Source organism: Amycolatopsis sp. La24, assembly GCF_029087445.1.
In the GTDB taxonomy this organism is placed as follows: domain Bacteria; phylum Actinomycetota; class Actinomycetes; order Mycobacteriales; family Pseudonocardiaceae; genus Amycolatopsis; species Amycolatopsis nivea.
The window spans coordinates 101,831-114,526 of the sequence record NZ_JARACH010000027.1 but is presented as its reverse complement, the minus strand read 5'-3'; the positions used below and the strand labels follow the sequence as shown (position 1 = coordinate 114,526).

The following is a 12,696-nucleotide window of genomic DNA, read 5'->3' as shown; positions in this document are numbered from 1 at the left end:
CGCAAAAAACCACGAAAAAAGCACCCCCCACCCCACCTCAACAACGAAATCCACAACACCAACCCGAAATTGCACGTGCGAAAGCACCATCCAATGCACGAGAAGTGTCCATTCAGGTGAAATCCCCGCCGCACAGCGCGCCATTGATCCACCAGGCCACTACCCTCAGGAATATTCCGAACACATTCCGTACTTCGCGGAATATTCCATTCACTCATCGAAAACGAGAAAACGAGGGGTTGCAGTGGACGCCTACGACCCGCACGAGCACGAGCAGCACCCGACCCACGCCCCGGTGGCCGGGCCCGCGGCGCGCTTTCCGGACCATGCCTGGCGGAAACCCGCTGCTTGCGGGCCTAATTCCGGCAACTGTGTCGAAGTGAACCTGGCCGAGCACGGGCTGGTCGGGGTGCGGGACAGCAAGATCGGCGACTCTCCCGTCCTGGTCTTCGACCGGGGCGAGTGGGCGCGGTTCGTCGAGGCCGTGCGGCGCGGGGAATTCGACGGCTGACCAGGCACGACAACGCAGCTCTGCCGAAAACGCCGGGAACCTTGCGAAAAAGGCGCCGACCCGGAGTATTGCCCGCCGGGTCGGCGCATTATCATCGGAGGTTCTCACATCGGCCCCTGGACGAAATGACGGAGCCCCTGGTGACCACCCCGATCCGGCAGCCCCCGCCGTCTCTGCGGACCCAGCGTTCCCGGCTGGGGTCCCGGATCCTCAAGTGGCGCACCGCTCGCGGGCTGACCCAGGTCGACCTCGCCGACGGGATCGGCTGCAAGCAGCCCAAGATCCAGAAGATCGAGTCCGGCAAGGCGGGCACCCGGCCCGACGACCTCGAGCGGATCATCGAGGTGCTGGCCGTCCCGCCCGCCGAGGCCGATCAGCTGCGGGAGCTCAACCAGGCCAACGATCCTTCCGCGCGCCGCGCCGAGCGGAGGATGATCACGCCGCAGTGGTTCCGCGAGATCCTCGAACGCGAGCAGGCGGCGGCGGAAATCCTCAGCTGGACCGGGAATCGCATCCCGGGACTGCTCCAATCGGAGTATTACATGCTCGCGCAGTTCCAGGCCAGCCGCCAGGAACGGGTCACCGACCGGGTCGCCGAACGCAAGGCGCGGCAACGGCTTTTCGACGCCTGCCCGGGTCCGCGGACGGTCTTCATGCTGGAGTACAGCTGCATCGAGAAACTCGTCTACGGCACCAAGGCCAGCATCGCCACCGATCAGCTCGAGCACATGATCCGGATCGTCGAAACGCATCCCTTCGCCGAGGTCCGGATCCTCCCGCGCGACGCGGCCGCCTACCCGGACGAGGACTTCACCATCCTCCGCTTCGGCCATCCCGACCTGCCCGATTTCGCTTACCAGGAAAGCAAAGTCAAGCTGATCACCGTGCCGCAGGGCCAGGACGAGTTCGCCTCCTACGAGGAGTCGTGGGAAGCGCAGCTCGCCGCCACCCTGTCGCGCGACCAGTCCCTGCAGTACCTGAAGGAATGGGCGAGCCGCTGCGCGACGCCCGTCCGCTGACCCGCAGTCCCGAACGAAAGGAACAGCCACCGGTGGCCGACGAACCCTTCCCGCCTCCCGGGGTCGACCTCGACCACCCGAGCGTCGCGCGGGTGTACGACTACTACCTCGGCGGCACCACGAACTGGACGATCGACCGGGACTTCGCCGACGAGGTGATCCGCGAGTTCCCGCTGATCCGCCCCATCGCGAAGGCCAACCGGCTGTTCCTGCACCGGCTCGTGCGGCACCTCGTCAAAAAGGGCGTGCGGCAGTTCGTCGACATCGGCTCCGGCGTGCCGACCATGGGCCACGCGCACCAGGTCGCCGACGAACTCGCGCCGGGCGAGAGCCACGTCTGCTACGTCGACTACGAACCGGTCGCGGTCGCGCATTCGGAAACCCTGCTGCGCGAGGCGGGCGACCTCGACCGGCATGCGGTGATCCACGCCGACATGCGCGATCCGGAACGGCTGTGGGAGCAGATCGCGGCGACCGGCGTGATCGACGTCGAGAAACCGCTCGCGCTGCTGCTGATCGCGGTGCTGCACGTCCAGCAGCCGCCCGCCGAGGACAGCGGCGGCACCGAGGACCTCGGGCCGTCCATCGTCGCGCGGTACCGCGATCTGCTCGCCCCCGGCTCGTTCCTCGGCATCTCGCACATCACCGACCAGGGCGTTCCCCCCGACGTGGACGCCGGGCTGGTCGAACTGAAGCAGCTGTACGACCGGTCGAGCAGCCCGGTGATCTGGCGTTCGCGCGAGGAGATCCAGGCGCTGTTCGGGTCGTTCGAGATGCTCGAACCGGGGCTCACCTGGACGCCGTCGTGGCATCCGGAGGAGTCCGGCGAGGGCGCGCCGCAGGTGGAGTTCGAGACGCCGGCGCATTCGGTGATCCTGGCCGGAGCGGCGCGCAAGCCGTAATTCGCTCGCTTCGGGCGGACGCCGCTGCGACCATCGACGCATGCGCACGAGCACTGTGGCGGACCGGATCCGCGAAGCCACCGTCTTGCTCGGGGACGGGCCGGACCGCCACCGCTTCCCCGACCCGACGGGGTGGTGGCGTGCGCCCGGACTGCTGCGCGAACTGGGTCCGGCGCTCGCCGCGCTGTTCGCCGACGAGCAGCCGAATGTCGTGCTGGGCCCCGAATCCCGCGGGTGCCTGCTCGGTCCGCTGGTCGCGGTGGAATTCGGCGCGGGCTTCGTCGAGGTGCGCAAGAACCGGTACCCGACCTGCGATTCCGACCGGTGGTTCCAGCGCACCTCGCCGCCGGATTACCAGGACCGGCACCTGCGGCTCGGCTTCCGCCGCAGTCTGCTCCAAGCGGGCGACCGTGCGCTGTTCGTGGACGACTGGATCGACACCGGCGGCCAAGCCTTCGCCGCACAAGCCCTGGTCGCCGACGCCGGGGCGACGTGGATCGGCGTCGCCGTGGTCGTCGACGGGCTGCGTCGCCACGAGCCCCGCCGGCAACTCCGCGTGCGCTCCCTCCTGCACTCGCGCGACTTCTGATCACCGGAACGCGTCGACGCTGCGGCTCGCCCAGGAAGCGAACGAGGTCGCCGGACGGCCGAGCACCTTCTCGACATCGGGGCTACTGCGGAGCTCCTCCGGAAGCGGCTGGCCCAGGATGTCGAGCGTGCCGTCGGCGACCGGTTCCGGCATCTGCTGCACCATCTGCTCGCGTGCCTGCGCACGGTCAAGTTCGACGAATTCCAGCGGCTCGCCGAGGGCCGCGCCGAGGATCTCCGCGCGCTGTCGCGGGCTCGTCGCCTCCGGTCCAGTAAGGACATAAGTCTGTCCGGCATGACCGCCTCCGGTCAGCGCGGCCGCGGCGACTTCGGCGATGTCGAGCGGGTCCACGGCTGGGAGCGCGACGTCGCCGAACGGCGAGAAAACCTTGCGCTGGGCCCGAATCGTCGGGATCCACGCGAAAGTGTTGGTGGTGAACCCGCCGGGGCGAAGGACTGTCCACTCCAGACCGGAAGACCGCACCGCCTCTTCCAACGCGGCGAGCGGCGCGTGCGAAACCGCTTCCGGCCGGGTTCCCGCGGCCTGCGACGACTGCAGGACGACCCGCGAGACGCCAGCGTCGGCCGCCGCCCGCAGGACAGCTTCCCCGTCGACGTGCGCGCCCGCGCCGGAGACCAGCAGAAACAGCGCGTCCGCGCCCTTCAGCGCAGGGGCCAGGCTGCCGGCGTCCGCCAGGTCCGCGACCATCGGGGTCACGCCGGGCCGCGACGGCGGCGGGGACGTCACGCCGCGGGAAACGGCGGTCACGGCGTGCCCGGCTTCGGTCAGGGACTCGACCAGCAGGCGGCCGACGTTGCCCGTGGCGCCGGTGACGACGATCATGACTTGCTCCTCAGCTAGGGGTCGAAAGCGACACAGCGAGGCTAAAAGCCGCCGTACAGTAGGTTCCCCAGGGAAAGTATTGGAGCCGCATGACCACCACCGCGCAGACCGGGGCCGATCCGCTCGCCGCGTGCCGGATCAGCCCTGCCGTCGACCTGCTGTTCAGCCGGTGGACGACCCCGATCCTGTGGACGCTCAGCCAATCCGGTCCGGTGCGGTTCGGCGAACTGGAACGGCGGCTCGGCGCGACCGGGAAGGTCCTCACGCAACGGCTTCGGCAGCTCGAGCGCGACGGCTTGGTGGAGCGGCACTACTACGCCGAGGTGCCGCCGCGCGTCGAGTACGAGATCACCGAACTCGGCCGGAGCCTGTCGCCGGTTTTCGCCGCGCTCGCCGAATGGACCGACGAGCATCTGCCCGCCGTCGAGAAGGCCCGCGACGCCTACACCGGCCCGCTTCCGCGTTAACCGGCGAACTGCTCGTTCCCCAGCACGCCGAGCAGCTGGATCTTCTCGAACGCCGCGCTGCGCGGCGGCGCGGTCAGCACGAGCAACGCCTGCGACTGGTCCTCGGTGAACAGCACCTGGCAGTCCACCTCGATCTCGCCGAGCTGCGGATGCACGAGCACCTTGTGGTCCTCGAACCGTTTCGCCACTTGGTGTTCTTCCCAGATTCGCGCGAACTCCGGGCTCTCGCGGGTCAACGCGCGCACCAGTTCGCCCGCTCGCGAGCGCGGCCCCATCGACCCGTGCACGACCCGCAGGTTCGCCACCAGCGCGCGGCTTTGCCGGTCCCGGTCGTGCGCCGGATAGACGAGCCGCTCGTCCGGGTCGGTGAACCACCGGTAGATCTCGCTGCGCGCCAGACCCGTGTACTGCGAGCGGTCCCCGTACAACGCCTCCGCGAACCGGTTCTGCACCAGCACTTCGCCGAGGTTCGACAGGATGAGCGCGGGCGTGTCCGACAGCCGGTCGAGGACCCGCATCAGCGCGGGCGCGACGTGCGTGGCCGCGACGATCGGCGATGGTGCGTTGCGGCCCGCGAGGTGGAACAGGTAGTCGCGCTCGTCGTCGGTGAGCCGCAACGCCCTCGCCAGCGAGGCCAGCATCTGCTCGCTCGGCTGCGGTCCACGTTGCTGCTCCAGCCGCGTGTAGTAGTCGGTGGACATCGCCGCCAGCGCCGCGACCTCCTCCCGCCGCAGTCCCGCCGCCCGCCGCCGCGCGCCCGCGGGCAGCCCGACGTCCTCGGGCCGCAATCCCTCGCGACGGCTGCGGAGGAAGGCAGCCAGCTCAGCTCGATCCATGGGTCCAGTATCGGCTCGGTCCGGCGCCTCAGCCAGGGACCGCCGATCCCCCGATATGCGCTCTCTGCCGCCGCGACGCCGGCCGGCCGAAACTCAGTGGCATGAACATCACCGGAAACACCGTCTTCATCCCCGGCTCGACCAGCGGCATCGGCCTCGCTCTCGCCCTCGAACTGCGGGCGAAGGGCAACACCGTCATCGTCGGCGGGCGGCGCACCGAACTGCTCGCGCAGATCGCCGCCGAACACCCCGGTCTCGACACCGTCCAGATCGACACCACCGATCCGGCGAGCATCGAAGCCGCGGCCAAGGAGGTGCTCGCGAAGCATCCGGACCTCAACGTGCTCGTGCCGATGGCAGGCATCATGCGCGTCGAGGACTGGCACCACCCGGAGTCCTTTGTGGACAGCGCGGAAGCCACCGTGACCACCAACGTCCTCGGCCCGATCCGGCTCATCGCCGCGTTCGTCGAGCACCTGCAAACGCGTCCGGACGCCACCATCCTGACCGTTTCGTCCGGCCTCGCCTTCGCGCCGCTGAAGGCCACGCCGAGCTACAACGCGTCGAAGGCCGCGATCCACATGCTCAGCGAATCGCTGCGGCTGCAACTGGCCGACACCTCGGTGAAGGTCGTCGAGTTGGAGCCGCCGTCCGTGCGCACCGCGCTCCTGCCCGGCCAGGAGGAAAGCGAGTTCGCGATGCCGCTGGACGCCTTCGTCGCCGAGGTCATGACGCTGCTCGAAACCCAGCCGGACGCGACCGAGATCCAGGTCGAGAACGTCAAATTCCTCCGGCACGGCGAGGCCCGCGGCGACTACCACCAGGTGGTGGCGATGCTCAACGCCGCGGACCCGCACGGGAAGTGACTCACAGGTACAGCACGGCGGTGAGCACCATGCCGCCGAGCGCGACCACCCAGGTGTAGGGCAGCGTCGAGGCCATCGCCCGCTCCGGGCGCACGCCGGAGTACTGGGCGGCCCACACCGTCTGGGTGCTGGTCGGGTCGGACACGCCGAACACCTGGTTGTACGACGCCATCAGCCCGACCACGGCGGACAGCGGGTAGATGCCGCCGGTCACCAGCACGCCCGCCACGCCCGCGCCGAGGCCGAACACGTTGAGCGGCCCGCGGAACAGGCACAGCGGCACGAGAAGCACGAAGACCACCACGAACCAGACCGCGCCGGACGGGCTGATCGCCGAGACGATCGGCGTCAGCGCGTTCTTGGCGCCGGGAAGTTTCACCGCCGCGAGCAGCATCCCGATCGCGACGAACAGCGCGATCGGCGGGGCGGCGACGTCGAACGCCTTGTACAGCGAACGCAGCGCGCGGCCGTTCAGCTCGCCCCATTTCGTGGTGGCGACCAGCCCGTACAGCACGCCGGCCAGCAACGACGGGACGATCGGCACCGCGAACCCGAGCGCCAGCACGATCGGCAGCAACGGGGTGAGCAGCGCGTACCAGGGCGCGTCGCCACGTCGGACGCGTGCCTTCGGCCGGTCGAGCTTCACCGCCCACGCGTGCCGCGCGCCGCGGCGGGTCTGGACGAGGACGTAGACGATGCCGACTATCAGCGCCATCGGGAACAGTTTGATCATGATGGATTTGACGTCGGCGACCGGCGCGCCCAGTGCGTCGGAGAGGAACTGCCACACCGGGAGTTCCAGCGGCGAGCCCGCGGAAATGCCCATCAGGACGGTGCCGCCCGCGGCGACCGGGCGCACGCCGACCGCGATCATCGCCGGGATGCCGACCACCCCGGCGAGCATCGCGGCGGGGGCCGAGCCGGTGATGCTGCCGCACAGGATCGACACCGCGAACACGCCGAGCGCCACCACAGACGGCCGTTCGCCGCCGAATTCGACGATCTTGCGCACCAGCGTGTCGGCGATGCCGGTTTCGTCCATCAGCGTGCCGAGCCACGAGCCGAGCAGGACGGCGATCATCGTGGACGCCAACGCCGCGGCACCGGTTTGCAGGACGCCGGCGAGGATGCTGTTCTTCCCCTCGGCCAGCGGCGCGCCGGCGAGCAGCGAGATGCCGATCGCGAGGAACACCAGCGCGAACGCCGTCGGCAGCACCCGGGTGAGCATCAGCACCACCCCGACCGCCATCAGGACCAGAATCGCGATACCCATGGTCAGTTCCCTCCCGCGAGTGCGGTGGTGAGCAGCAGCGGGCTGACGTTCAAGCCGCTGCGGCGGTGGGCGAAGCGGTGTGCGGCGATCTCTTCGGCCCCGGCGACGTGGCCGCGCACGCGGAACGGGCCGAGCCGGAGCGCGGTGTGGCCGAGCCGCCGGTTCAGCTCGCGGACGTCGAGGCGGTGGTGGGCCGTCTCGTGGGCGACGGCAGCCTTTCGCAACGCTTCGCGAGAGACTTGATACCCGTGCTCAGCGGCGAGTTTTGCCAGTCGGGTCAAGGAATCCGTATACACCGTGACGGTGCCTCCGTGGTGTTCGGCGACCAGGATCTCGTCGCGGCGGACCCCTCCCTCGCGCTCCACGACGTGCACGTCTTCGTCCGTTCCGGCGGCCAGTTCGTCGCCGTAGGCGAGGGCGATCGCGGCCCATTCGCGGAGCTGGTCCTCGCTGCGGTTCTCGTGGGTGGGCGTCGCGCGCAGCAGGTCGACGGCCAGGTCCAGATCGGTGTTCACCGGCGGTCCTCCAGGATCAGGACGACCGGCTCGTCCGCCGCTCGGGTTTTGACCTCGGCTCCGGCCAGCGCGACCAGCTGGTCCCGGTCGAGCACGCCGGACAGGTCCGCGATCTTCGGCCCGACCAGCAACCACACCGCCGGCGCCTGGGACCCGCCGTCGCCGTAACGGGTGTGCTGGTCGGCCAGCGTCGCCAGGCGGGCTTGCGCGGAGCCGGCGTCCGTGTGCTCGATGACTGAGCCGGTGCCGTGCAACCGGATCACCCCCTCGCCGTCGACCACGCGCACCTGCTCGACGGACCGGGCGAACCGCCCGAGGAATCCCGCACGCCGCGCTTTCGCGCCGAAGACGCGGTGCTGCGCGGTGCCGTCCAGTTCCCGCACTTCGCCCGGCTGGACCCCGATGCTGCGCGCGACCTCGGCTCGTACCGCTGCTTCGTCCACAGTGGAGGCTCGATCCTTGGTGCGCAGTTCGGTTGCCCCGGTGGCGATCGCACGCACCAGGTTGCGCTGCGGGTCCACCGTCACGTCCACTTCGACGCCCGCGGGATCCGCACCTTGGGCCACGACGGCGGATTCCGCTTCGGTGCGCACGGCGAGAATGTCCGCATTGGACGGACTCGGCACGATCCGTTCCACCGATTCCCGCACCAGCGCGAGCGCCGCACCGAGCGGGCTGATCACTTCGGCGTGCGCGGCGATCCGCCAGTCGTGGGAGGATTGCGCGCCGAGGAACGGCGTGACTGCCGCCGCTCCGCCACCGCCGCCGACGAGCGTCGGCCGGTTCAGCCGGTATTCGGCGACCAGTCCGTCCACGACCGTCCGGACCGGTTTGACCGCCTGCTCCAGCACCGTCCGTGCGGCCTCGTCGACCGGCACCCCCAGCGCCGCGGCCAGCGGTTCCATCGCCAACCGTGCCGATTCACGCTCGGCGCGCGCATAGGCGTCATCCGGGACCACGCCAAGCGCGTTGGCCGCGCAAGTGAGCGTCAGCGCGCAGCGACGACCGCCGGACAGCTCCAGTGCGACGTAATCCGACGGGTCGTCCGGCCTCGGCGACACCGTGACCAGCTTCGCCCCCGCCAACGCGGAAGCCGGCTCGAAACACGCGTACGGCAGTCCCGCGATGTGCGCGCTGCGGGGCCCGACCTCGGTCACCGCGCGCCCGGAGAACCGGATCAGCGAGCCGCCGCCGATGCCGACCGTCCGCACATCGAGCGCGGGCAGGTACGTCTCGTGCCCGCCGAGATGTGCGTGCCGCACTTGGACGCGACCACGCCGGATCACGCTGATGTCCGTGGAAGTTCCGCCTGTTTCCAGGAAAACGCCCTCGCTGACCTTCTCCCCCATCAACGCGCCGGCCACGCCGGCGGCCGGGCCGGACAACGCCGTCAGCAACGGACGGCGACGCATCTCCGGCAGCGACATCACCCCGCCGTCACCGCGCACGACCATCAGCGGCGCAGTGATCCCGGCCCGCTGCACACTGGCCTCGACCACGTCCGCGGTGGACACCATCCGCGGCATGATCCCGGCGTTCAGCACCGCCGTCCGGGCTCGTTTGGTCAGCCCGTACAGCCCGGTGATCTCATGCGTAGCCGTCGCGAGGACTCCGCGTTCCCTCGCCGCGGCTGTCACCGCCTGCTCGCCCTCGGGATCGTCCACACTGAACGGTTCGACGGCGACGATCACCTCGGCACCCTGTTTCACCAGGTCGTCGACCGCGTCCCCAGCCGCCGAGAGGTCGGCGACCGGGGCGAACCGCACCGGCATCCGCCGCCCGGGAGCCAATTCCATTTTGCCGAGCGCAGTGAGCCGCCGGGTGGCGAACGCGTCGAAACCGGTGCCCACGCCGGCGATGCCGACGGTGGCGACGTCGCCTTCCAGCAACGCGTTCGTCGCCTGGGTGGTGCCGTGCGCGAGGAACGACACGTCCTCCGCGCCGACCTCCGCCCGCAGTTTCTCCAGCGCTTCGAGAATGCCGTGGGCGACGCCGTCTTCGTGGTCGTGACTGGTCGGCACTTTCACCTGGCCGAGCAGTTCGAACGTCCGCGCGTCGACGGCGACGGCGTCGGTGAACGTGCCGCCGACGTCGATTCCGACGCGCACGGGGCCGGGATGGAACGCCATTGTCCGCACCTCCTGAGGGAAATCGTGATCAGTAGCCGCGGACGTCGGGCCAGCGCCGTTCGACCCCGGCGCGGTCCAGCACGCGGGCGAACTCGTCGAACCGGTCCTCGCGGATTTGGTGCGGCTGCAGCCCTTCGCGCAGCGCGAACCCGGCGAGGCGGCCGGCGACCTCGCCGACGTTCCACTCCACCGGATGCAACCGGTGACAGCCGTTGGTGATGTGCGTGGTGCCGAGGTTTTTGCCCGCGGGCAACAGGTTGCGCATCCGTTGCGGCAGCAGCGCGCCCAGCGGCAGTTCAAACGGGACGCTCGGCACGTCGAGGTAACTGTCCCCGGCGGTCGACGGGTGGAGGTCGATCCGGTAACTGCCGACCCCGACCGAATCCTCGCGCCGCTTGCGGCCGGTCGGGCCGAGGATGTCGAGCGACACGTCCTGTTCGACGACCGTGGTGACCGCCCGGATCCGCCTCGCTTCGCGCACGTACGCGGACTTCGCCAGCCCGTCGTCGGTGCCGACCACATCCGGGCGCAGCTTCAGGCCGGGGAAACCGGTGCCGCCGTCCAGCCGTGGCGCCTCGGTCTGGAGCCAATACAGCACCGACAGCGAAAGCTGTTTCGCCTCGTAGTGCGCGCGGGCCACGTCCGCGGCGGTCGTGACCCCGTCGATCTCCAGCGCGGGCCGCAGCCAGTAGTCGTTGAGCGGCCAGTTGACCAGGGTGAGGTCGGAATCGAACGCGCCCGGCTGGTGCAGTTTGCGGGCGAGGATCCGCCGGAAGCCCCACAATTCCTTGTCCCCGGCGTCGGCGCTCTGGTCGGCGCTCACCGCGAGCGGATCCGTCTCCGGGTTCGGGTCGAAGGTCCGCGGCACCGGCTCCAGCGACCGGGGATCCGGGGCGAGGAACCCGAGCAGCGGACCGGGCCAGAAGTCCGGCTGGTATTCGCTCCAGACGCCGTACAGTTCCGGCCGGTCGATCGTGTGGTCCTCGCCCGCGTGATGGGACAGCGCGAAGCAGTAGGTGATGCCCTGGAGGTTGCCCGGGTCGGCCTGCTCCGGCGCGTGCGGTTCGCCGTGCTCGGACTGCGCTTCGGCCCCGATCGCGAACTCGGTTCCGGTGAGGGGCAAGAGGTCGCCGTTTTCGGTGGCGTCCAATGTGTACTCGGCGCGAACCGTCGTGCGGTTCCCGTCCGGCCCTTCGAAGGTGACCGCCTCGACACGGTCGCCGGTGACGTCCGCCGCGACCGGCCGGTGTCGCAAAAGGACAGTCAGCCGGCCGGACGAGCGATGCGGGGCCAGCATCGATTCCAGCACCGCGAGCGCGACGCGCGGCTCGTGGCACAGCTTGCTGACCCGGCCCGCACCGGGATTCAACTCGGTCAGTGCGGCCGCTTCGGCCCGCAACGGATAGTGCCGCCGGTAGTAGTCGCGCACCCCTTCGCGGAACCGGCGATACGTCGCGGTGCCGCCGAACTGTTCGATCCAGGGATTCTCGTCCGGGGGCACCGCCTGCGCGGTGAACTGGCCGCCGAGCCAGTCGGTCTCCTCGGTCAGCACGACGCGGTGTCCTGCCGACGCGGCGGCCAGCGCGGCGGCGACGCCGCCCACCCCGCCGCCCGCGACGAGGATCTCCGTGCCGAGTTCAGCCATTGCTCTGTCCTAACCGGATCGTGGTGCGCCGACGTCCTCGCCGGCCACCGGTGGGCACCACAGCAGCTGCTGCCGCGTGGTCGTCTTCTCGGTGACGAGGTCCACGAGCAGGCGCACGGCCAACCGGCCCATCTCCCGCATCGGGACCTCGAATCCGCTCGTCCCCGCCGTCCCGCCCAGCACCGCGAGGGACAGGTCGTCCGGAGTGGACAGTCCGGCCTGGTCGATCGCGGCCCGCACCGCACGGTGTGCGGCGCCGGTGTCGGTTCCTTCCACGACCACCGCCGTGACGCCTTCTTCGAGCCATTCCCGGATCGGAACCGGCTTTCCGTTGAGCCGGACGATCTTCGTGTCCGGTGCCGCGCGCAGCACGCCGAGCTGACGGTCTTCAGAGGACGGTGCCTCGTCCGCCTCCCGGACGTACCGGATTTCCCGGTGGCCGAGGCCGATCAGCCGCTCCAGCACTTGCGCCGAAGCGGTGACGTAATCCGCGCCGATGTACGGGATCTGTCCGTCCAGCTCCGGCCGGCGTCCGATGTAGACCAACGGGAACCCGGACGCCATCAGCCGCGAAACCGGTCCCTCCGGAACGTGCCTGCCGAAAAACAAGCAGCCGTCGGCCATCCGTGTGCGGCGGATCGCCTCCTCCTGCCGCGCGTGCGGCCCGCTCGTTCCGGTGAACAGGATCAGATCCTGGCCCAGCGCCGCGGCTTCCTCCTCGACGCCGGAGAGAATCGGGTGGTACGCGTCGGCCTCGTCGGTCGGGAACGCCGTGCGGAAGGTGTACAGCCCGAGCAGATTCGCCCGCGCCGACGCGAGCCGGGTGGCCGCCGGATTCGGCACGTAGCCCAGTTCCTCGGCCACCCGCAGCACCCGGCTGCGGGTCGACTCGGCCATCCGCACGGTCCGGTTGCCCGCCAGCACGACCGAAACCGTCGCCTGGGACACCCCGGCGATGCGGGCGATGTCGGCTTGGCGAGGCATGCGGTTGCGGCCGGGCACGGTTCACCTCCGAGGAGCGCTAATGCGGATTAGGCGAGGATCTGCGCCGGGCCCGGCACCGTCAAGGCTTCCGGGATGTTTCTGTCCTGTTTTGCCGGA

General features: G+C 69.9%; 13 protein-coding genes. 6 read left to right on the top strand and 7 right to left on the bottom strand.

Going from position 1 to position 12,696, the window contains the following annotated elements; translation table 11 throughout:
* Nucleotides 1-295 precede the first annotated feature (295 nt).
* The 4 genes from PUT80_RS24880 to PUT80_RS24865 all read left to right on the top strand — a co-directional run bounded on the left by PUT80_RS24880 (nt 296) and on the right by PUT80_RS24865 (nt 3,021).
* The gene (locus PUT80_RS24880) at nt 296-511 is read left to right on the top strand and encodes a DUF397 domain-containing protein (protein WP_275293669.1); all 216 of its coding nucleotides are present in this window, start codon (nt 296-298) and stop codon (nt 509-511) included.
* A 140-nt stretch (nt 512-651) separates the two neighbouring features.
* Complete coding sequence (locus PUT80_RS24875; RefSeq protein WP_240690629.1) at nt 652-1,530, top strand: helix-turn-helix transcriptional regulator; 879 nt, start codon at nt 652-654, stop codon at nt 1,528-1,530.
* 32 nt (nt 1,531-1,562) lie between these two features.
* Nucleotides 1,563-2,432, top strand: coding sequence for an SAM-dependent methyltransferase (locus tag PUT80_RS24870; protein WP_275293667.1), 870 nt, complete (start codon nt 1,563-1,565; stop codon nt 2,430-2,432).
* A 40-nt stretch (nt 2,433-2,472) separates the two neighbouring features.
* Complete coding sequence (locus PUT80_RS24865) at nt 2,473-3,021, top strand: phosphoribosyltransferase family protein (RefSeq protein ID WP_037813891.1); 549 nt, start codon at nt 2,473-2,475, stop codon at nt 3,019-3,021.
* Here PUT80_RS24865 and PUT80_RS24860 read toward each other — a convergent pair whose 3' ends face one another.
* Nucleotides 3,022-3,864: an NAD(P)H-binding protein gene (locus tag PUT80_RS24860; RefSeq protein WP_037813894.1), complete on the bottom strand. Its 843-nt coding sequence runs from the start codon at nt 3,862-3,864 to the stop codon at nt 3,022-3,024.
* An 89-nt stretch (nt 3,865-3,953) separates the two neighbouring features.
* On the opposite strand from PUT80_RS24860, the gene PUT80_RS24855 reads away from it, so the two are divergent.
* The gene (locus tag PUT80_RS24855) at nt 3,954-4,331 is read left to right on the top strand and encodes a helix-turn-helix domain-containing protein (protein WP_037813896.1); all 378 of its coding nucleotides are present in this window, start codon (nt 3,954-3,956) and stop codon (nt 4,329-4,331) included.
* Here PUT80_RS24855 and PUT80_RS24850 read toward each other — a convergent pair.
* Entirely contained in the window at nt 4,328-5,167 is an 840-nt protein-coding gene (locus tag PUT80_RS24850; protein ID WP_037813897.1) for a helix-turn-helix transcriptional regulator, read from the bottom strand. The two genes, PUT80_RS24855 and PUT80_RS24850, sit on opposite strands and share 4 nt — an antisense overlap.
* A gap of 101 nt (nt 5,168-5,268) precedes the next feature.
* Between PUT80_RS24850 and PUT80_RS24845 the strand changes: the two genes are divergently transcribed.
* Entirely contained in the window at nt 5,269-6,033 is a 765-nt protein-coding gene (locus PUT80_RS24845) for an SDR family NAD(P)-dependent oxidoreductase (RefSeq protein WP_037813898.1), read from the top strand.
* A gap of 1 nt (nt 6,034) precedes the next feature.
* Here the strand turns inward: PUT80_RS24845 and PUT80_RS24840 are convergent, their stop codons facing one another.
* From PUT80_RS24840 to PUT80_RS24820, 5 genes are read right to left on the bottom strand one after another with little or no spacing between them, the layout of a single operon-like run.
* Nucleotides 6,035-7,306: a transporter gene (locus tag PUT80_RS24840; RefSeq protein WP_275293666.1), complete on the bottom strand. Its 1,272-nt coding sequence runs from the start codon at nt 7,304-7,306 to the stop codon at nt 6,035-6,037.
* A 2-nt stretch (nt 7,307-7,308) separates the two neighbouring features.
* Complete coding sequence (locus tag PUT80_RS24835; RefSeq protein ID WP_275293665.1) at nt 7,309-7,821, bottom strand: hypothetical protein; 513 nt, start codon at nt 7,819-7,821, stop codon at nt 7,309-7,311.
* Entirely contained in the window at nt 7,818-9,950 is a 2,133-nt protein-coding gene (locus PUT80_RS24830; RefSeq protein WP_275293664.1) for a hydantoinase/oxoprolinase family protein, read from the bottom strand. The genes PUT80_RS24835 and PUT80_RS24830 overlap by 4 nt, the downstream gene beginning before the upstream one ends.
* 28 nt (nt 9,951-9,978) lie before the next feature.
* Complete coding sequence (locus PUT80_RS24825; RefSeq protein ID WP_275293663.1) at nt 9,979-11,595, bottom strand: FAD-dependent oxidoreductase; 1,617 nt, start codon at nt 11,593-11,595, stop codon at nt 9,979-9,981.
* A gap of 9 nt (nt 11,596-11,604) precedes the next feature.
* The gene (locus PUT80_RS24820; protein ID WP_275293662.1) at nt 11,605-12,597 is read right to left on the bottom strand and encodes a LacI family DNA-binding transcriptional regulator; all 993 of its coding nucleotides are present in this window, start codon (nt 12,595-12,597) and stop codon (nt 11,605-11,607) included.
* Nucleotides 12,598-12,696: the final 99 nt, after the last annotated feature.